This window comes from Pseudomonas sp. SLBN-26 (genome assembly GCF_006715895.1).
GTDB lineage: Bacteria > Pseudomonadota > Gammaproteobacteria > Pseudomonadales > Pseudomonadaceae > Metapseudomonas > Metapseudomonas otitidis.
Genome location: NZ_VFOB01000001.1, coordinates 938,229 through 956,173, shown reverse-complemented (window position 1 = coordinate 956,173; position 17,945 = coordinate 938,229). Strand labels below are relative to the sequence as shown.

Annotated in this window: 19 protein-coding genes and 1 pseudogene; 9 read left to right on the top strand and 11 right to left on the bottom strand. The window is 67.6% G+C overall.

The features are described 5' to 3' along the window. Nucleotides 1-2: 2 nt before the first annotated feature. The 7 genes and pseudogenes from FBY21_RS04380 (at nucleotide 3) to FBY21_RS29325 (ending at nucleotide 4,306) form a co-directional block, all read left to right on the top strand. A complete protein-coding gene (locus FBY21_RS04380) occupies nucleotides 3-812 on the top strand; it encodes a CheR family methyltransferase (protein ID WP_142008907.1) in 810 nt (269 codons plus the stop codon). After that, entirely contained in the window at nucleotides 805-1,314 is a 510-nt protein-coding gene (locus tag FBY21_RS04375) for a chemotaxis protein CheD (protein WP_044404629.1), read from the top strand. The genes FBY21_RS04380 and FBY21_RS04375 overlap by 8 nt, the downstream gene beginning before the upstream one ends. After that, a complete protein-coding gene (locus tag FBY21_RS04370; RefSeq protein WP_074971793.1) occupies nucleotides 1,311-2,390 on the top strand; it encodes a chemotaxis response regulator protein-glutamate methylesterase in 1,080 nt (359 codons plus the stop codon). Before FBY21_RS04375 ends, FBY21_RS04370 begins: the two co-directional genes overlap by 4 nt. 119 nt (nucleotides 2,391-2,509) lie before the next feature. Then, a pseudogene (locus tag FBY21_RS30165) lies at nucleotides 2,510-3,289 on the top strand (PAS domain-containing protein); the annotation flags it as partial. Next, entirely contained in the window at nucleotides 3,287-3,835 is a 549-nt protein-coding gene (locus tag FBY21_RS30160; RefSeq protein ID WP_253543859.1) for a methyl-accepting chemotaxis protein, read from the top strand. The pseudogene FBY21_RS30165 and the gene FBY21_RS30160, both read left to right, overlap by 3 nt. A 43-nt stretch (nucleotides 3,836-3,878) precedes the next feature. Then, nucleotides 3,879-4,175, top strand: a complete 297-nt coding sequence (locus tag FBY21_RS04360) for a PAS domain-containing protein (RefSeq protein WP_074971794.1) — start codon at nucleotides 3,879-3,881, stop codon at nucleotides 4,173-4,175. Further along, nucleotides 4,166-4,306 (top strand): hypothetical protein, encoded by a 141-nt coding sequence (locus tag FBY21_RS29325; RefSeq protein WP_160158561.1) that lies wholly within the window; start codon nucleotides 4,166-4,168, stop codon nucleotides 4,304-4,306. Before FBY21_RS04360 ends, FBY21_RS29325 begins: the two co-directional genes overlap by 10 nt. A 4-nt stretch (nucleotides 4,307-4,310) precedes the next feature. On the opposite strand, the gene FBY21_RS04355 is transcribed toward FBY21_RS29325, so the two are convergent. From FBY21_RS04355 to FBY21_RS04345, 3 genes are read right to left on the bottom strand one after another with little or no spacing between them, the layout of a single operon-like run. Then, the gene (locus FBY21_RS04355) at nucleotides 4,311-5,258 is read right to left on the bottom strand and encodes a FecR family protein (RefSeq protein ID WP_253543640.1); all 948 of its coding nucleotides are present in this window, start codon (nucleotides 5,256-5,258) and stop codon (nucleotides 4,311-4,313) included. Between the two features lie 45 nt (nucleotides 5,259-5,303). Beyond that, on the bottom strand, nucleotides 5,304-5,849 hold the full coding sequence (locus FBY21_RS04350; protein WP_142008902.1) for an RNA polymerase sigma factor: 546 nt from the start codon (nucleotides 5,847-5,849) through the stop codon (nucleotides 5,304-5,306). After that, entirely contained in the window at nucleotides 5,846-6,508 is a 663-nt protein-coding gene (locus FBY21_RS04345) for a TonB-dependent outer membrane receptor (protein WP_253543638.1), read from the bottom strand. The genes FBY21_RS04350 and FBY21_RS04345 overlap by 4 nt, the downstream gene beginning before the upstream one ends. Before the next feature lie 182 nt (nucleotides 6,509-6,690). Here FBY21_RS04345 and FBY21_RS04340 point away from each other — a divergent pair, with 182 nt between their 5' ends. Then, a complete protein-coding gene (locus FBY21_RS04340) occupies nucleotides 6,691-6,993 on the top strand; it encodes a hypothetical protein (protein ID WP_142008900.1) in 303 nt (100 codons plus the stop codon). 184 nt (nucleotides 6,994-7,177) lie between these two features. Here FBY21_RS04340 and FBY21_RS04335 read toward each other — a convergent pair whose 3' ends face one another. The 7 genes from FBY21_RS04335 to FBY21_RS04305 form a co-directional block, all read right to left on the bottom strand. Next, nucleotides 7,178-8,605, bottom strand: coding sequence for an outer membrane protein transport protein (locus FBY21_RS04335; protein WP_142008898.1), 1,428 nt, complete (start codon nucleotides 8,603-8,605; stop codon nucleotides 7,178-7,180). A 191-nt stretch (nucleotides 8,606-8,796) separates the two neighbouring features. Beyond that, the gene (gene praB, locus FBY21_RS04330; protein ID WP_142008896.1) at nucleotides 8,797-9,276 is read right to left on the bottom strand and encodes an alkane oxidation protein activator PraB; all 480 of its coding nucleotides are present in this window, start codon (nucleotides 9,274-9,276) and stop codon (nucleotides 8,797-8,799) included. A 1,063-nt stretch (nucleotides 9,277-10,339) separates the two neighbouring features. Further along, a complete protein-coding gene (locus FBY21_RS04325; RefSeq protein ID WP_142008894.1) occupies nucleotides 10,340-11,599 on the bottom strand; it encodes an efflux RND transporter periplasmic adaptor subunit in 1,260 nt (419 codons plus the stop codon). Beyond that, on the bottom strand, nucleotides 11,589-13,070 hold the full coding sequence (locus FBY21_RS04320; RefSeq protein WP_142008892.1) for a TolC family protein: 1,482 nt from the start codon (nucleotides 13,068-13,070) through the stop codon (nucleotides 11,589-11,591). Before FBY21_RS04320 ends, FBY21_RS04325 begins: the two co-directional genes overlap by 11 nt. Continuing rightward, nucleotides 13,063-14,274, bottom strand: a complete 1,212-nt coding sequence (locus tag FBY21_RS04315) for an ABC transporter permease (RefSeq protein WP_142008889.1) — start codon at nucleotides 14,272-14,274, stop codon at nucleotides 13,063-13,065. The genes FBY21_RS04320 and FBY21_RS04315 overlap by 8 nt, the downstream gene beginning before the upstream one ends. Further along, nucleotides 14,271-14,972 carry an ABC transporter ATP-binding protein gene (locus FBY21_RS04310; protein ID WP_142008887.1) on the bottom strand — a complete coding sequence of 234 codons (702 nt, stop codon included), beginning with the start codon at nucleotides 14,970-14,972 and terminating at the stop codon, nucleotides 14,271-14,273. Before FBY21_RS04310 ends, FBY21_RS04315 begins: the two co-directional genes overlap by 4 nt. A gap of 207 nt (nucleotides 14,973-15,179) precedes the next feature. Further along, nucleotides 15,180-16,403 (bottom strand): hypothetical protein, encoded by a 1,224-nt coding sequence (locus FBY21_RS04305; RefSeq protein WP_142008885.1) that lies wholly within the window; start codon nucleotides 16,401-16,403, stop codon nucleotides 15,180-15,182. Between the two features lie 223 nt (nucleotides 16,404-16,626). Here FBY21_RS04305 and FBY21_RS04300 point away from each other — a divergent pair, with 223 nt between their 5' ends. Further along, nucleotides 16,627-16,851, top strand: a complete 225-nt coding sequence (locus FBY21_RS04300; protein ID WP_044407480.1) for a YdcH family protein — start codon at nucleotides 16,627-16,629, stop codon at nucleotides 16,849-16,851. 97 nt (nucleotides 16,852-16,948) lie between these two features. Here FBY21_RS04300 and tagQ read toward each other — a convergent pair whose 3' ends face one another. Then, nucleotides 16,949-17,944, bottom strand: a complete 996-nt coding sequence (tagQ, locus tag FBY21_RS04295; RefSeq protein WP_236214535.1) for a type VI secretion system-associated lipoprotein TagQ — start codon at nucleotides 17,942-17,944, stop codon at nucleotides 16,949-16,951. Nucleotide 17,945 lies beyond the last annotated feature (1 nt).

The following is a 17,945-nucleotide window of genomic DNA, read 5'->3' as shown; positions in this document are numbered from 1 at the left end:
CCATGACCGATCTCAGCCTCTCCAACCGCGAGTTCCAGCAGTTCCGCGGAATGATCCACGAGATCGCCGGCATCGCCATGTCGGAGGCCAAGCGCCAGCTCATCGCCGGCCGCCTGAACAAGCGCCTGCGCCATTTCGGCCTGGGCAGCTACGGCGACTACTACCAGTTGCTGATGAAGGACAAGGAGGAGCTGCAGATCGCCGTCGACCTCCTCACCACCAACGAGACCTACTTCTTCCGCGAGCCCAAGCACTTCGAGTTCCTGCGCGAGAAGCTGGGCACCGAGCTGCGCAGCGGCAGCGGCCCGCTGCGCATCTGGAGCGCTGCCTGCTCCAGCGGCGAGGAGCCCTACACCCTGGCCCTGCTGCTGGCCGATGCCGTTGCAAGCCGCCCCTGGGAGATCCTCGCCTCGGACATCAGCACGCGCATCCTCGACAAGGCCCGGGCCGGGCTCTACCCGCTGGAGGACGCCGAAGGCATCCCCGGCAACCTGCGCCAGCGCTTCTGCCTGCGGGGCACCGGCAGCAACGAGGGGCTGTTCACCCTGGACCCGGCCCTCAAGCGCCGTGTGCAGTTCCGCCAGATCAACCTCAACAACACGCTGCCGGACGTGGGCGTGTTCGATGTGATTTTCCTGCGCAACGTGATGATCTACTTCGACGCCGACACCAAGCGCCAGGTGGTGCAACGGCTGTGCGCACGCCTGCGCCCGGGGGGCTACTTCCTGGTCAGCCATTCGGAAAGCCTCAACGGCATCAGCGAAGAGCTGCAATCCGTACGCCCTTCGATCTACCGGAGGCCCCATGCGTAAGCCCAAGGGCGTCATCGAGGTGTTCCTGCAGCCGGGCGAGTTGTACTTCGGCGACCGCTACACCCGCCTGCGCACGCTGCTGGGCTCCTGCGTCTCCATCGTGCTCTGGCACCGCGAGGCGCTCCTGGGGGGCATGTGCCACTACATGCTGCCGGCCTGCCGCCACCCCGGGGTGGAACCGGACGGGCGCTACGCCGATGCCGCCCTGCACCAGCTGCTGCAGGAGATCCGCAACAGCGGCACCCGCGCCACGGACTACCGCATCAGCCTGTTCGGCGGCGGCAACATGCTCGGCGCCCGCGAGCGCCGGCACATCGGCCAGCAGAACATCGAGGCCGGCCTGGCCCTGCTGGCCGCCCATGGCCTCACCTGCCACGCCCGCCATGTGGGCGGCGAGGGCTACCGCAACCTGATCTTCGACGTGTGGAGCGGCAACATCGCGCTCCGCCACCCCAATCCGCAACAACTTGCCAGTCGGCGCTACGAGGCCTGCTCGCCATGAACAAGATCAAGGTGATGATCGTCGACGACTCCGCAGTCGTGAGACAGGTACTGACCGGCAGCCTGTCCGGCCACAGTGGCATCGAGGTGATCGGCGCAGCCGCCGACCCGCTCTTCGCCCTGGAGCGGATGAACCGCAACTGGCCGGACGTGATCGTGCTGGACGTGGAGATGCCGCGCATGGACGGCATCTCCTTCCTGAAAAAGCTGATGGCCGAGCACCCCACACCGGTGGTGATCTGCTCGACCCTGACCGAGAAAGGCGCGGCCACCACCATGGAGGCCCTGGCCGCCGGTGCCGTGGCCATCGTCACCAAGCCCCAGGGCAACCTGCGCCAGTTCCTCGTCGAGGCCACCGAAGAGCTGGTGAGCGCCATCAAGGCTGCATCGCAGGCCCGCCTCAAGCGCATGCCCGGCAGCGCATCGGCCCCTGCACCCGCCCTGGCGCCCAAGCTCACCGCCGACGCCATCCTGCCGGCTGGCGGGCCAGCCGCCATGACCCGCACCACCGAACGCATCGTCGCCCTGGGCACCTCCACCGGCGGCACCCAGGCCCTGGAGCAGGTGCTCACCGCCCTGCCCCGGGTCTGCCCGGGTATCGTCATCGTCCAGCACATGCCGGAGAAGTTCACCGCGGCCTTCGCCGCGAGACTGGATGCCCTGTGCCAGATCGAGGTGCGTGAGGCGCGCCATGGCGACCGGGTGATTCCCGGCCGTGCGCTGATCGCTCCCGGTGGCCGCCACATGCTGCTCAAGCGCAACGGTGCGCAATACGTGGTGGACATCGTCGACGGCCCGCCGGTGTCCCGGCACAAGCCTTCGGTGGACGTGCTGTTCCGCTCTGCCGCCCGCGCGGCGGGGGCCAACGCCACCGGCATCATCATGACCGGCATGGGCGACGACGGTGCCCGCGGGCTGCGGGAAATGTACGAGGCCGGGGCCTACACCCTCGGGCAGGACGAAGCCACCTGCGTGGTCTACGGCATGCCCAAGGAAGCCCGCAAGCTGGACGCGGTGCACAGGGAAATCCCCCTGGAGCAGATCCCGGCCTACATCCTGAGGGGCGACCGCCCCTGAGTTCGCGGCCCATCGACACGTCGTCGGCGACTTCCCCACTCCGTCGCCGGTGCCGGTGGGCCCTTTTGAATCGATCGGTGTGCCCCCGCATACCCGGCGTCCCGTCTGGAGCAAACAAGATGATTCTGTTCAGTGCAGCCATCAAGCAAGAACTGGTTCGATGCCAGGAGGAGCTGGCAGAAGCCCAGGCCCTTCGCGAAGCACTGGAGCGATCGCAGGCCATCATCGAGTTCCTGCCCGACGGCACCATCGTCAAGGCCAACGACAACTTCCTGCGCACCATGGGCTACCGCCTGGACGAGATCGTCGGCCGGCACCACCGCATGTTCTGCGAGCCGGAACTGGCTGCCAGCGTCGAATACCGGCGCTTCTGGGAGCGGCTGGCCCAGGGCGAGTTCATCCGCGAACGCTTCCTGCGGCTGGACAAGCAAGGGCGCGACGTGTGGCTGGAGGCCACCTACAACCCGGTACGCGACGCCACAGGGCGGGTCACCAAGGTGATCAAGCTGGCCACCGACATCAGCGCCAACCTCCTGCATGAGCACGAGGAGGACGCGATCATCAACGCCATCAACCGTTCCATGGCGGTCATCGAGTTCAACCCGGCTGGCGAGGTGGTCGCCGCCAACGAAAACTTCCTCGCCGTTACCGGCTACCGCAAACAGGAGGTGGTCGGCCAGCACCATCGGATCTTCTGCTCCCATGAAGAGTCCGGCAGTCCGGCCTACCAGCAGTTCTGGCAGCGGTTGAACCGGGGGGAGTACGTCAGCGGTCGCTTCGAGCGGCGCAATCGTCACGGCGGCGTGATCTGGCTGGAAGCCAGCTACAACCCGGTCTTCGACACCCGGGGCAAGCTGTACAAGATCGTCAAGTTCGCCTCCGACATCACCGCCGAGGTGCTGGAGCAGCAAGCCGAATCAGAAGCTGCCCATGTGGCGTACGACACCGCGCGACAGACCGATGCCGAGGCCCAGGGCGGCGCGGAGGTGGTGAACCGCACCGTGGCGCTGGTCCAGGGCATCGCCGGCGAACTGAACCATGCCGCCGAACGCATCGGCGCGGTGAGCCAGCAGTCCGACGTGATCAACAGCATCGTGCAGTCCATCCGTGGCATCGCCGACCAGACCAACCTGCTGGCCCTCAATGCCGCCATCGAAGCAGCGCGCGCCGGCGAACAGGGCCGGGGCTTTGCGGTGGTGGCCGACGAGGTGCGCAACCTCGCAGCCCGCACCGCACGGGCCACCGAGGAGATCGTCGAAGTGGTCAAGCGCAACCATGAGCTGGCCCAGGAAGCCGTCAGCAGCATGCGCGAGAGCTGCGACAAGGTGGACCAGGGCGTGCAGCTGGCCCACGAAGCAGGCCGAGCCATCCAGAGCATCCAGGACGGCGCCCAGCGGGTGGTCGACACCATCCAGCGCTTCACCAGCACCCTGCAGGCCCGTTGAACCGGGCCAGGCGCCCTGCAAGCACACCCGAGGGGAGAACGACGTGGACGACCCGAACAAACCAGCCACCCCACCGGACACCCAGTTGGCAGACGCCCTGCGCCTGCAACTGCCGTTGCTCTACACCCAGGCCAACGGTCTGATCGCTTCTGCCAACCCACCCCTGCTGGAGTTGCTGGGCTATGGGCCGGACGAGGTGCTCGGTCGCCACTGCAGCCTGCTGCTGGCCTCACCCGAGGAGATGGCCGGCAGTGCGTGCCTGCTGGGAGACCTCGCGCGAAAAAAGTCGGCTACGTCCAGGTGCGCAAGGCCAATGGCGACTGCATCTGGATGGACGTGACCTGCCTGTCGCTGCGCCACCATCCGGAGGCCACAGCCGCTGCCGTCGCCATCCTTCGTGAGGCCGACCAGCGGATCAGCCAGCAGAAGCAACTGGACGGGCACATCAAGGCACTGCTCACGCCACGCTGAAGCGCTAGCCGACCAGCAACACACCACCCGGCAGCTCGGCCACCCGGGCGCCGTAGGCATCGCGGATCAACCCCGCCACCTGGGCCAACTGATCGAGGCGGAAGCGGGCCTGCACCCGGCGCTGGCCGAGCTGGGCATTGAGCAGCAGGATCATCCCGGGCCGGTAGCGGTTGATCTCGTCGATCACCTCCGCCAGCGGGGTGTCGTCGAACACCAGCATCTGCCGTCGCCAGGCGGTGACCTGCTCCGCGTCGAAGGGCTGCGGCTCGCCCCGCTGCTGCGGGTCATAACGCAGCTGGCGCCCCGCCGGGAGCACCAGGGCATGGCCCTGCAGCACCAGTGAGAGGTTGCCTGCCAGGCAGGTGACGCACACCTGCCCTTCCCGCGCACGCAGGTTGAAGCGCGCGCCCTGGGCGTCCACCGTGCCGCCGGCAGCGAGGATCCGCACCGGCACGCGGGCCAGTACGTCCACTTCGCCTTCGAGCACTTCCAGGTTCACCCGGCCGGCCCCCGTCGCCTGCCGCTTGATGCGGGTGTCGGTGTTCAGTTCCAGCACCAGCCCCTCGCCCGCTTCGATGCGGCGCTGCTCACCCACGGCGGTGCTGTAGTCACCCCGGTCGTGCAAGGCAGGCCGCAGCATGACCAGCGCCACCGAGGCCGCGATGGCGCCTCCGAGGAAGGCGCGTCGACCAATGCGACGGGATGGCAGCGGAATCACCGGCGCGGCTGGCAAGGCCAGGCGTTCGACCGCCGGCCCCAGGGCCTGCCACAGGCCATGGACCTGGCGGAACGCAGCTGCATGAGCGGTGCTACGCGCGCACCACTGGCGAAAGGCCTCGGCATCCCGCCCGGTGGCTTCGCCCGAGGTGAGGCGCAGCAACCAGGCATGGGCCTCGTCCCGCAGGGGGTGGCGGCCGTCGGGGTCGGTCAGGGGCTGGAGGTCGTCGTTCAAGCGCGGGGACTCGGGTTGGGTAATCGATTCGGCGCGTGCCTGTTCCTAGGACTGTTTTCCGGCGCCGGGACCGAACCGCTGCACCACTTTTCTTTCCAGCCGACCAGCGCAATGCGCCAGGGCGGCCTTCAGTTCCTTCTCCACCGTGCGGGTGGAGATGTTGAAGCGCCGGGCCAGTTCCTGGTGCGGGACCTCCTCCATGCGCGAAGCCACCAGGATCTGCCGGCGGCGCGGGCTGAGTTCGGCCAGCGCCTCGACCAGGGCGAGGATTTCCACCTGGCCGCCGACGATCGCTGCCGGGTCGCGGGGCTCTTCGACGCTTTCCAGCAGCACCTGCACCTCGGCACCGGTCAGCAGCCGCGCGTCCTGGGCGCGGCGGTCGGCCGCCACGTTGAGCGCCATGCGGTAGAGGTAGGCGTCGGGGCGCTGCAGGTCCTCGGGCTCGTCCATGCGCCCGACCCGCAGGTAGGTCTCGTGGAGCACGTCGCCAGCCAGGTCGTCGGACCCCAGGCGGCGACGCAGGCGCACCCGGAACTGCTCGTACGAGGCCAGGAAGACCCGCAGCAGCCGGCCGGGGGCCTTGTCGTTCATGTTCCCGCCGCGTTCATCCACGTTTCGCACTCCATGCCGGCGGCCGACTCCGGCACCACCAGCACCGTGATCGGCTGCGGCAGCGACGAGGGCGGCGCCCTGTCTGTCCTCATGTCCCTCAGGCGCTCCACCAGCGCCGCATCACGCATCAGGTCACCGGTGCTGGCCAGCAGGCGGCTGTGCTCGACCCGCCCGCCCCGTCCGATCCACAGCTGCAGCGCAGCGCGGTAGTGGCCGGGCCGGGTCAGCGGCTCGGTGCACAGCGCCCGGCCCAGGGCCGTCTGCAGCACCCGGGCGAAGCTGCCCACGCCGCGCGGGGGCTGGGCCGTGCGTGACGCAGCCGTCGACGCCAGGCGGGCCGGTGCCAGGGTGAACCCTTCGTTCCCAGCGTGCAGTGCCATCAGCCCGGTGCCGGCCAGCAGCCGCTCCAATCCCTGGCGAAGGCCATAGCGCCCCCTCAGCGGCGCCGAACGACGCCCCCGTGTCAGCTCCCGGTCCACCAGCACGGCCAGGCCGGTGGCGGTGCCGTAGCGATCCAGCGCCGCCGCCAACGGCTGGGCCGGAATGTCGAAGTCCACCTGGCGCTCCGGCGCCTCGGCCCGGCACAGGGTGCTGGCCACCAGCATCCAGCACGCCGCCAGCAGGCAAAACCCGGCCATGACCCGGTTAGACATAGGGTGAACGACCCACGCTGAACAGCCGGGCACTGTCGTCCCGATTAGCGGGTCATGCTGACGGCCGTTCATGTCATTTGTGTGATGGAGCCTGCAAGAAAACCATCGCTGGCGCGGCCCGGGGATTTGCGTAGAGTCGCTGCCATGCCCCTTTCCCGGAGGTTCACATGCGTACCCTGTTCTGCACCCTGGCCCTGCTGGTCGCCGGCCCGGCCCTGGCTGACGACGCCCCGCGCAACGGCGGCTGCGTGGACGTGGAAGTCAACGGCTACAAGGCGCTGTCCTACGAATGCCTGACCGAAAGGTTGGCCAACCCTGAGGGCGAAGAAGCCGCCCGGCGCAATGCCGCGATGCAGCGCTCACCCCTGGAGCGCAGCGCGCCCGGCCAGATGGGCCTGGCCACGCCAGCGGCGACGTCGGTGCGCATGGGCAATCAGTTTGGCCAGTCGGTGCATCCGCAGCGCCCCTGAGGGCGAGGGTCCGTCCCCGCCGGGTTTCGGCTGCAGCGTGGGAAGCCCGGAACGTAAAAAAGGCAGGCCCACCCGTGGTGAGGACACGGGTGATCGGCCTGCCCAAACGTCCACTTACTGTTCCGGATCGGCCCGATGCCCCGGGAACCGGGCCGTGAGGGGTATGACGCGGGGGGACCGCGACTTAGAACAGGTAGGTGGCCGAAACGCTGAAGACCTGGCCCTTGGCGTCGACCTTGCCGTCCATGCGGCCGCCACCGAGGCGCGGCTGGTTGACGGTGCGCAGCCGGCCCTCGTCGACGAACTGGCGGGAGTACGCCATGTCCACGCTGAGGTTCGGGTCGAAGCCGAAGCGGTAGCTGCCGCCGAGGGACACGAAGGTCCGGTCGCCATCCGGGATGCGCGCATCGCGGGTGGAGTTGCGGGTCGGCGTCTGGTCCAGCGCCACGCCCGCCCGCAGGGTCAACTGGTCGTTGAAGCGGTAGTCACCGCCCAGCGAGTACATCCAGGTGTCCTTGTAGTTGTAGGGAATGTCGACGATCAGGTTGCCGTGGGACTTGAGCTTGAGGGACTCGAACGACGACCACTGGGTCCAGGTGACGCTGGCGCCCAGGCTGAAGCTGTCATTGAAGTCATGGACCCAGTCGAGGACCGCCATGGCCGGGATGTCCATGCGGGACTCGGCGTGGTCGCCGGCGCTTTTCAGGTCCAGTCCGGGGTAGATAAAACTGATGACGCCACTGTCGATCAATGAAGGAGAATCGAACCCTCCCAAGCCTGGAGCATCGTTGAAGTGCCAGTTGTATTTACCGTCTAACTCATTCTTGATTCGGGCGTGGTACGCAAGACCAAGGGTGTCATGAACTGTTGGTTTCCAGGCAACACTGGCGAACCAGCCAGGCGAGACGTTATCGACCTTGACACGCATCTGCGCCTTGGTCAGCCCGGCTTGACTACCCGCAGCAGCGTATAGGTCGATGTTTTGGCTGACGAAGCCTTGGGTCCGCTGGACCACCACCCCACCGCCGATGGCCCACTGATCATCAATCTTGAAAGAGAGCGAGCCCGCCAAGGCGGCAGTCTCGATCTTGGTATCCATGGCAAAGTCCTTGCCCTTGAAATTCTTGTCCCAGGTGCTGCGCATACCCATAGGGGCCACTTGGCTCAGGCCGAAGGCAAAGCGGTCACCCAGAGGAATCACCAGGAACTGAGTGGGTAGCCATTTGCTGAAGCCTCCATTGCCGCCATCACCCAGTTCTTGGGTGGTACCTGCCACGGGGTCAGTAATATCGACACGAGGCTGATTCTGGTTGTCATAGGCTTGCCCTTTGTACTTCAGGTCAATGTCGGCGTAGATCGCCGACACTTGCCCAACTGGACGATCAATAAAGGCCATGGCCGCCGGGTTGTTGTAGGCAGCGGCAGGATCGTTGTGCCACAGGGAGCCACCGGCGAAGGCACGGCCCCAACCGGGAGTGCCGTAGGTGGGCACGGCGAAGGCACCGGCCTCGGCCTGCTGGACGCCGAGCAGGGCACCGACCACGGCGAGGCTGAGCAGCGAGCGGCGCAGGACGGGGGGGTTACGCTGGGATGACGGGACAAACGGCTTCATGACAACTCCTGGGTTCTTATTGTTGTGCGCTGGTGCATCCGATGGCGGACTTCCGAGTCATTCGACGTACAACCGCTCATCGGCCGGCGTTCGTTCGGGGCACTCGCCTCGGGGCGTACGGGGTACGCGCAATTGTTATGGGGTTGGATCGCTGGAAACGGCCCTTCCCGCCAGGGGAAGGGCCGGCGCCATCAGGGCAGCACGGTGAAGGCCGGATTCGGGCTCACCGACAGGCTCTGGATGGTGCAGGTGCCGACCGGCTGGTTCGGGGTCAGGGTCAGGGTGTTGGCTGCGTTGCTCCAGGCCCCGCTCACGGTCACCGGCGAGGAGCTGCAGTTGATCCCAGCCACGGTGAACTTGACGCCGCTGACGGTGCCAGTGGTGGTGCTGGTGGCAGTCAGGGTCCAGGGCAGGCCCGACGCACTAGCAGCGCCGCAGAAACCACCGCCGGTGATGTTCACGCTGTTGATGGTGGCGGTGTTGTTGTTGTTGGTCGTACCGATGAATTCCACGTTGCAGGTGACCGGGCTGAAGAAGCCCGGTTTCACCACCGAAACACCCTTGGCAGAGAAGGCAGTGTTGGTCGGGGTGATGGTCACCGCCATGGCGGAGGAAGCGCCCATGCAGAGGGCCAGGGCAGCGGTAGCAACGGAGATTTTGGACATTTTCATTGTTTTTCGTTCCTTGGTTGATAAGCAAAGCATGGTTGTTTTGGTCACCTGGGAATGAACCACTCAGACCTTCCTGTTGATCCCATGACCGCTTTTCAAACCTGGTGCGAACCCTTCCGTGATCGACCCGCAGCGGCTGGCTGGGTATTCGGGTCCATCACGGCGGCACACTGCCCGCTCCAGGCTCCACAGGCCCGTCGGTGAATGCGAAGGTCGGCTCTCGAGAATGCAGCGATCCCTGGCTGCGCTTGTCGTCCTTCACACGCCCCGGCGAGGCGCTGACCGTGCCGCCCGAAATCGAGCGGCCCATCGTTCACTGCTGTCGATTGATCCGGGCCCCGAGGCCCTGGACAGGGTGCTGCCGATACCGCCTCGCAGGCGGTGCGAGCACGACGACGCCGGCAGTTGCCCAGACTTCATCGCGAAAGAGCCGGGCGGCAGATTCCCGGCGGGTGATAGGTGCGTGGCCCAAGTGGGCGAAGACGTGGAGCATCCGTTGCCACCTCCCTGCTGCGTTCCAATGCGTAGCGATCGTGGTTACCGATTCGCCAGGGTTCGTTGCTGTTGGCGTCTTTCCGTAGGCGTTACACCCCAACTCGTGTGGGGCATTGCCAGGTCGTTGCGCCGGAACTGAGATTAGGTTGGTGAACTGCGATTCATACCTAGCAAAAGATGGGTCCCCCTCGACCTAGAGCGCCCCAGCGAAGCGGTGCTAACGGGAACTTCCTACACACTTTCTCCCGAGCACGCGCTGACCGCCCCGTCAGGTCTGGGCTGGGGGCGTGTTTCCATTGGGGACACCGCACCAGAATGGCGCACGACCGGGCGGTTGGAAGATGGGCCCTGACGGCGGATTGGCAATGCGTCGAGAGGGGATTGGCAGCGAGACGGGCGGGAACAGGAAGGTAAAAGTGGGCTTATGCCGCCTTTATTGGGCGATCTTTCTCGTCTGCTGAGCTGCAGGGGGTGCGATACAGGCCGCGGTTTGAGCCGAACGTTGGAGGGGCGGCGCGATGTCCCGAGCTGAAGCCCGGGCTACGGGGCAGCTACGGACAGCTGTGGCTCAGCCGTCCAGCGCCACCTGGCCGGGTTGCAGGTCGAAGACTTCGATGCCGCCGCGGGTGGCCCGCCCAGGGCGCACCTGCAGGCGCTGTACGGCAGCCTCGGGGGTGGCACGGTAGTCCACCCACCAGCGCCCGTCCTCGTTGCGCAGGGCACGGGGCGGCAGCACCAGGGCCGACGGGTTGCTGTAGACCTGGATCGACAAGCGCGCACTCATGCCCAGGCGCACGCGTGCCAGTTGGTCCTCGTCGAGATCGGCGACGGCCACCACCACCTCGAACTGGGCCCCGCCCTGCCCGTTTCCCGCCAGGGCCTGCCCACCGACCACGCTGACCGTGCCCTGCAGCGCCTCGCCCTCGAAGCCGTCGCCCTCCACCCGCACCGGCAGGCCTTCCCGCAGCTGGTTCACGTCCAGCTCCGAGACCCGCGCGACGATGCGCAGCCGCTCGATGCCGGCCACGCCGAACAGCGGCGCCCCCTGGGTCACCGTGGCACCGGCCTGGACCGGACCTCGGGTGGCATCCTCGGGCGTGCCGCTGCCCGGCGGCGCGACCAGGATGCCGGCGAAGGGTGCGCGTACTTCCCGGGCTTCCAGCAAGGCCTGCAAGGCCCCGTAGCGCGCTTCAGCGTTGGTCAGCTCCATCCGGGCGATCTGCAGGTACTCACCGCTGCCCCGGTTGCGCGAGCGGGCCAGGTCGCGCTCGGCGGCCTCACGGTCGAGCCGCTGGAGGCGGGCCTGCTGCTCCAGGTCTTCCAGCTCGTTGCGCGGGATGATGCCGCGCTCATAGAGGGCGCGGGTCTGGGCCAGCTTCTTCTCGCTGCTGGCCAGGGCCAGTTCGGCACTGCGCAGGGTGCGCCGGGCGCGGGTCATCTCCTCGCCGCTGTCCCAGTCCTCCAGCTCCTGCAGGGTGCGCCGGGCACGCAGCAGGCTGGCCAGGGCCTCGCGCTGCTGCACCTCGGTCTCGCCGGTGTCCATGCGCAGCAGCAACTGGCCGCTCTTCACCCGCTGTCCGAGCGCCACGGGCAGCTCGGACACCCGCCCGGCGAAGGGCGCAGTCAGCACCCGGGTACGCTCAGCCTCGATGCGCCCCACCAGGCCCACGCTCTGCTCCAGCGGCTCGGGCTGCACCGTTACCCATTGGCGCCCTGCCGGCTCCCGCGCCGGGGCGTCACGCAGGCCCCAGGCCAGGCCGGCCACCAGCAGCAGCGGCAGGATCAGGAACAGCCCACGGCGGATGAGGGCGCGACGGTCAGTAGTCATTGAGCGAAATGTCCCATCGGTCGAGTGTGAGGCCCAGGGTCAGGTCCAGGCGCGTCTGCGCCTCCAGGTAGGCCAGCATCGCGCTGAGGCGGGCATTTTCCGCATTGCGCAGGTCGTTCTCGAAACTGAGCACCTGGAAGTTGCTGGACCGCCCGGCCGCCAGCTTCTCCCGCTCGATCTCCAGCTTGCGCTGGGACAGGGCCAGGGCGCGGTTGGCGATCTCCAGCTGGCGCCAGCGGGTGCCCACGTCGCGCACCACATCGGTGACGTTGCGCTCCAGCAGTTGCCGCGCATCGGCCACCTGCAGGGCCTGGTCCTCGACGTTGACCCGCGCCTGCACCTCCGCCTGGCGCCGCGACAGGTCGCCGATGGGGATGTCCACACGGATGCCGGCGTAGCTGTCCCAGGAGCGGTCGGAGCCGCTGGCGGTGGGGTAGCTGTAGCGATCCTGGCGCTGACTGCCCCCCACTTCCAGTGACACGTCCCACAAGCGTTGGTTCTCGGCGATCACCAGGTTGAGGTCGGCCTGCTCGCGAGCGATCAGCTGGCGCAGGTAATCCGGCTGCTGCTGCTCGGCCAGGCGCAGGGCCTGTTCGCGGTTCACCTCCATGGGCTCGGCCCCCAGCTCGTCGCTGGCGCGGACGCGCGAGGACAGGTCCAGGGCCAGCAGGCGCAACAGCTCCAGGCGCGAGGTGTCCACCTGGTTGGCGGCCTCCTCCACACCCAGCTCCTGGGTCGCCAGGTCGGCTTCGGTCTGCACGATCTCGAATTCGGCCATGCGCCCGGCCTCGATCATCGAGCGGTTGACCTTGACCAGCTCGCGGGTGCGCTCCAGCGCGGCACGGGCGATGCGTAGCTGCTCCTGGGCCCGCAGCAGGTTGCGGTAGGCGCTGATGATGGCGGTGATGGTCTGCGAGACGCTGGACTTCAGCGCCAGTCGATTGGCCTGCTCGGCGAGCTGGGCGATGCGCACCGGCGCCCGGTTCACCTCGCGCCCGGCGTTGCGCAGCAGCGGCTGGATGAGCGTCAGGTCGACGCCATCGTTACGCCGCCGCCCGGCCACGTCGGCCTCGTTGTAGCCATGGCTCCAGCTCAGGGCGACCTGGGTACCGTACTCGCCGAGCACCACGGCGGTGGGCCCGATGCGCCCGTCGCGGTAGCGGTCCTGGTGGTTGCGGTTGGCCCGGTAGGTGCCACTGATGTAGAGCTTGGGCGAGAAGGCATCCTCCGCTACCCGCAAATCGAACTTCTGCGCGATACGCCGCAGGTAGCTGCTCTGGATGCTGCGGTTGTTGCGCAGGCCCAGGGCCACGGCATCCAGCAGGCTGAGGTCGGCCTCCTGCTCGCTCAGCAGTACGCCGCGGCTCTCCCCCGCCATGCTCGGTGCGGAGGGCGAGAGCCGCTCGCTCCACGGCGCTCCCAAGGCAGGCAACGCCATGGCCAGGAGCGACGCCAGCAGGACCTTACGCATCGCGCAGGGCCTCGACCGGCTGCAAGCGCGAAGCGGACACCGCCGGATAGAGGCCGAAGAACAGCCCCACCAGCAGCGTGCTGCCCATCCCCAGCGGCAGCGCCGAGGCCGCCAAGCTGAAAGCCCAGCCGGATAGCCAGGCGTAACCCCAGGCGGCGGCGATGCCCAGCAGCGCACCGGAGAGTGCACCGGCAGCGGTCAGCGTCACCGCTTCCAGCAGGAACAGGTTGCGGATGTCCCGCTGCCGCGCGCCCAGGGCCATGCGTACGCCGATCTCCCGGCGGCGCTCGCTGACGTTCATCAGCATCACGTTCATCACCCCTACCCCGCCGCCGGCCAGGGAGATCGCCCCCAGCCCGCCCAGCAGGTAGGTGAAGGTGCGGGTCTGCTGCTGCATGGCCTCGATCATCTGCTCAGCCACCTGCAGGGCGCCTTTCTCCTCCCCGGCGATACGGTCGTTGACCCAGGCCGCTACCCGCTCGCCCACTGGTGCCACCGCCTGGCCGGGCGCCACCCGGGCCAGCAGTGCACCGAGGCGCGGGTCGGCATTCACCCGGGCCATCCCGCTTTCGGTGAGGAACAGCGAATCGTTGCTGGTGAAGGGGATGATCCCGCCCTCCCCCTGGGCCCGCAGCCGGCCGATCACCTGGAACTGGTAGTGGCCGATGCGCAGCCAGTCGCCGACCCGCAGCGGGTCATCCGGCTCCCCCAGTACCTGGGCGGCGCGGCTGCCGACCACCACGAAGGCCTCGCGCCGGTCGAAGGCGGACAGGGTGCGCCCTTCCGCCAGGCGCAGCCCGGCAGTATCCGCCAGCGCATCGCCGGCCCCCACCAGCGCGAGGTTGGCGCTGCGCCCGTGGAACACCACCGGCGCGCTGTAGAGCACCACCGGGCTGGCGGTGGCGACCTCGGGCACCGCCTGGCGCAAGGCGTCCACGTCGAGGCGCAGCGGCAGCCCGTCCTGCCCCCGCGCACCGGAGGGCAGTTGCACCACCACAGTCTCGGTGCCCATCTCCTTGAATACGCTCATGGCCTGGTCGGCCGCGTTGCTGCCGATGTTGAGCAGCGCGATCACCGAGCAGCTGCCCATGACGATGCCCAGCAGCGCCAGCAGCGAACGCCGCCCCAGGTTGCGCAGGCTGCCGATGGCCTCGTGCAGCAACTGGCCCAGGGAGGGCGAGGCAAACCCGGTGTGGGCGCTCATGCCGGCAACGCCTCGCTGACGCGGCCCAGCACCACGCGCACCTGGCGGTCCAGGCGCTCGGCGATACCGGGGTCGTGGGTGACGATCACCAGGGTCACGCCCTGGTCGCGGTTGAGCGCGAGCAGCAGGGCCATGATGTCCTCGGCGGTGGCCGTATCCAGGTTGCCGGTGGGCTCGTCGGCCAGGATCAGCGAGGGCTCGCCCACCAGCGCCCGGGCGATGGCCACCCGCTGCCGCTGGCCGCCGGACAGGTCGGCCGGACGATGGGCCGAGCGCTGGGCCAGGCCGACCTGCTCCAGCACCGCCCGCGCCCGCTCGCGGGACTCGCCCAGGGGCACGCCGCGGTAGCCCAGGGGCAGCGCCACGTTGTCCAGCGCGCTCAGGCGCGGCAGCAGGTTGAAACTCTGGAAGACGAAGCCGATCAGGCGATTGCGCAGGGCCGCCAGCTGATCCGGCGTGGCCCGCAGCACGTCCTGCCCGGCCAGGTGGTAGTCGCCGGCGCTGGGCCGGTCGAGCAGGCCGAGGACGTTGAGCAGGGTGCTCTTGCCCGACCCGGAGCTGCCGAGGATGGCGCAGCTCTCGCCACGCGCCACCTCAAGGGAGACACCGCGCAGGATGCTCAGCTCCTGGCCGGCGTGGTGGTAACGCTTGTCGATGTCCCGCAGGCGGATGAGCCGCTCGTTATTGTTGTGCAACATGTCCATGTTTCCGCCGTTCCGTACTGTGCGCCGCGCCCGCAGGACGTGGGCGAAACCGCTCTAAAACCGGCATCCGCGCCGGCCCAGGCAGTGCCCGGCGCAGCGCTCAGTAAGAGCAAAAATCCCTCTCAGGTAAAGCCAATCTTTAGTTTGGGGACCCCGTCGCTGCCTGGGCTGCGACGGGTGGAACCTGGCTGGCATGGTAGGTCAGCTCAGCTCATCCAGCAGCTCGGCGCGGCTCGGTTCGGGGAAGCCCAGGGTGCGGTAACGCGGTGGGTAGTAGCCGGGCACGGGCTCCAGGTACTCGCCCAGGAGTTCCAGGGCCTGGTCCCAGGCGACCATGCGGGTCTGGGCGTTGCCGGTGTCGCCTTCCGGGCGGACCAGCATGAGGCGCTCGGTGACCGGGAGCAGCGTGTCGACGCCACGGGTCCAGGTGCTGAGGGAGAACAACTGCTCCGGGTCCTGCTGGCTGGCGAACAGCAGGTAGCTGGCGACGAAGATGTCCACGGCGTTGTCTTCGTTGATCAGGTCCAGTGACTGCTTCTGGGCGTCGTACTCGCTCTTGGTGTAGAGCTTGCGCAGCCGCTCCAGGCTGGCCTGGAGCAATGGGTTGTGCACGCTGTGGGGCACTACCTTGGCGTTTTCGTAGCAGTACAGGCCCGCCGAGAGGATCCGGCCCTTCTCCATCGCCTCCAGGCTGAGCGTCACCAGGCTGGCCAGACCATGCCCGTCGCGGTCGCCGGTGACCAGCAGCACGTCGCGGGTGGGGATCATGAACACCGGGCGGCCCTTGAGCGGCAGCCGCTCGAGCACGTCGGGCAGGAGGATGCGGCTGGTGTCGTAGCCGTCGCCCCAGGCGCCCTGGAAGACCCCCGGTGCCGGCTGGATGAAGCTGTCTGCGGTGGTGTCGCGCAGGTTGGTGAGGGCGATGGCGATGCCCTCCTCCAGGCGGATGTCCCAGCTGCGGTCCGGCCCTTTCACCAGGGTGGCGGTGGACTCGGGGTGGTCGATGGCCAGCAGCACGGCAGCGTCCATGCCCAGGGGCAGGTAGGCCGGGTGGAAGTCATTGTCGTGGCCGTCGGTGCGCACGTGGTGCAGGCGCACCTCTTCCAGGGTGCCGAGGCTGCGCACCACCGGCAGCAGCAGCGGGCGTGCCTCGTCCAGCGGCATGACCAGGGAACGCTGGTTGTCGCACAAGGCGGCGATGTAGCCCTGCAGCGCATTGCGCCGGCCCGGCCCCCGAGCGTTGCAGTACTCGCGGTAGGCGTTGTGCAGGTTGAAGAAGGCGCTCTCGCCGTAGTTGAGGCGGAAGTCGCGGGGGCTGTAGTGCATCTCGCCCTTGAAGCCGGCCTTGCGGGCCGCGGACTCGAACAGCGCGGCGAAGGCATCCGGCGAGGGCTTGCGGTTGAAGAGGAAGTCGAGCAATGCCATGGCTTTACCAAAAGAAATCAGGCGATGGACTCAGGAGGAGCCATTCTCCGTGCGCAACCCTACAGGACCGGCACAGCCGCACCAACCCGAGCAGAACCCACTAAGAGTGACGAATACAGCCTCATTGGAAATGGGCACGTTGACAAGGGTCAGCAAATCCTCGGTGGCGAAGGCATAGCGTGGTAACAGCTGCCCTCAAACGAACCCAGGAGATTCGCCGTCCATGTTTCCCGAATACAGAACGCTGATCACGAAACTCAAACACACCGATGCTCACTTCCAGAAGAAGTTCGACCAGCACAATGCGTTGGATGAGGAGATAACGAAACTGGAAAAACACAATGCCAGTGATTACAGCAACGAAGTAAGAGACCTGAAAAAACAGAAACTCAAACTGAAAGAAGAGCTGTACGAGATTCTCAAGCAGCACTCGCAACAAACACCCTGACACTCACCCCAACCCGCCTATCCCGCTGCCTGCATGCAAACCTCCTGCACGCAGGCAGCGGCCAAAGGGCGGGCCACCCAAGGCCCGCCACTCACACTCAGGCCTTGGAGCAGCTGGCCGGCGCCCAGTCACCCATGTCGGGGCTGTTGCACACGTCGCTGACCATGGTCGCGCCCTGGCTGGCGACCTTCTGGCTTTCGGCACGCTTGGCCTCGGCCTTCTGCAGGGTGCGCTCGGTGGCCACGGCTTCCTTCGGCACCTTCTTCGCAGCGGCGGTGGTCGCCTTGGTGCCGGTCTTGGTGGTGGACGCCTTGCTGGTGGAAGTTTTGCTGCCGGACGCCTTGGTGCCGGTGGCCTTGCCGCCCTGGCTGGCGACGCTCACCGGGTTCTCGGCGGCGACCACCTGGGTCACGGTCTGACGCTCGACGCCCACGGTCTGCAGGTCACGCTCGTAGGCCTGGGTGTAGGTGTTGATGTTCTCGCCGGCACGGCCGTCCACGGCAGCCATCAGGGCGTTGGTTTCCTGCAGGCCGGCCACGATCTCGGCCATGCGCAGGCGACCTTCGCTGTCGCTGATGCTCTTCGACTTGCGGGCGCTCATCAGGTTGTTGAATTCGCGCTGGTAGCAGCTCTGGGCCGCGCTGGCGTAGCGGATGCTGCGGTCCAGTTCGCCGCTGCTGCTGTCGATGTCGGCGGCGTAGGAGGCGATGCGCGCATTGTCGTCGGCGATCTGCTGCTGGCGCGCGGTGTAGTAACCGGCTGCACCGCCCACCAGTGCGCCACCGGCGGCACCGATCAGGGCATTGCGACCGGCGTGCTCGTCGCTGGACAGGCCGCCGGCCAGGGCACCAAGCACGCCGCCGGCGATGGCACCGGTGGCCACGGACTGGGTCACAGCCTGGTCGGAGGCGCGCAGCTGGCTCACCGGCTGGTAGCACTGCGGGTAGTACTCCGCCTTGGTGGTGGCGGCGACCTTGGAGCTGGGCGAGCCCATGCCGGCACAGCCGGTGAGCAGGACGCTGGTGCAGGTGACGGCGGTGATCAGCGCAGTGCGCACCGAAGAGAAAGCCGGAATGTTGCGTGGAGTAGCCATA

Coding starts and splice junctions, on each gene's coding strand:
- FBY21_RS04345 (WP_253543638.1), bottom strand. CDS start 6,508: ATGGCCGGGTTTTGCCTGCTGGCGGCGTGCTGGATGCTGGTGGCCAGC.
- FBY21_RS04305 (WP_142008885.1), bottom strand. CDS start 16,403: ATGGCATTGCTCGACTTCCTCTTCAACCGCAAGCCCTCGCCGGATGCC.
- FBY21_RS04320 (WP_142008892.1), bottom strand. CDS start 13,070: ATGCGTAAGGTCCTGCTGGCGTCGCTCCTGGCCATGGCGTTGCCTGCC.
- FBY21_RS04375 (WP_044404629.1), top strand. CDS start 805: ATGCGTAAGCCCAAGGGCGTCATCGAGGTGTTCCTGCAGCCGGGCGAG.
- FBY21_RS04380 (WP_142008907.1), top strand. CDS start 3: ATGACCGATCTCAGCCTCTCCAACCGCGAGTTCCAGCAGTTCCGCGGA.
- FBY21_RS04350 (WP_142008902.1), bottom strand. CDS start 5,849: ATGAACGACAAGGCCCCCGGCCGGCTGCTGCGGGTCTTCCTGGCCTCG.
- FBY21_RS04340 (WP_142008900.1), top strand. CDS start 6,691: ATGCGTACCCTGTTCTGCACCCTGGCCCTGCTGGTCGCCGGCCCGGCC.
- FBY21_RS04325 (WP_142008894.1), bottom strand. CDS start 11,599: ATGACTACTGACCGTCGCGCCCTCATCCGCCGTGGGCTGTTCCTGATC.
- praB (WP_142008896.1), bottom strand. CDS start 9,276: ATGAAAATGTCCAAAATCTCCGTTGCTACCGCTGCCCTGGCCCTCTGC.
- tagQ (WP_236214535.1), bottom strand. CDS start 17,944: ATGGCTACTCCACGCAACATTCCGGCTTTCTCTTCGGTGCGCACTGCG.
- FBY21_RS29325 (WP_160158561.1), top strand. CDS start 4,166: ATGGACGTGACCTGCCTGTCGCTGCGCCACCATCCGGAGGCCACAGCC.
- FBY21_RS04335 (WP_142008898.1), bottom strand. CDS start 8,605: ATGAAGCCGTTTGTCCCGTCATCCCAGCGTAACCCCCCCGTCCTGCGC.
- FBY21_RS04310 (WP_142008887.1), bottom strand. CDS start 14,972: ATGTTGCACAACAATAACGAGCGGCTCATCCGCCTGCGGGACATCGAC.
- FBY21_RS04300 (WP_044407480.1), top strand. CDS start 16,627: ATGTTTCCCGAATACAGAACGCTGATCACGAAACTCAAACACACCGAT.
- FBY21_RS04370 (WP_074971793.1), top strand. CDS start 1,311: ATGAACAAGATCAAGGTGATGATCGTCGACGACTCCGCAGTCGTGAGA.
- FBY21_RS04315 (WP_142008889.1), bottom strand. CDS start 14,274: ATGAGCGCCCACACCGGGTTTGCCTCGCCCTCCCTGGGCCAGTTGCTG.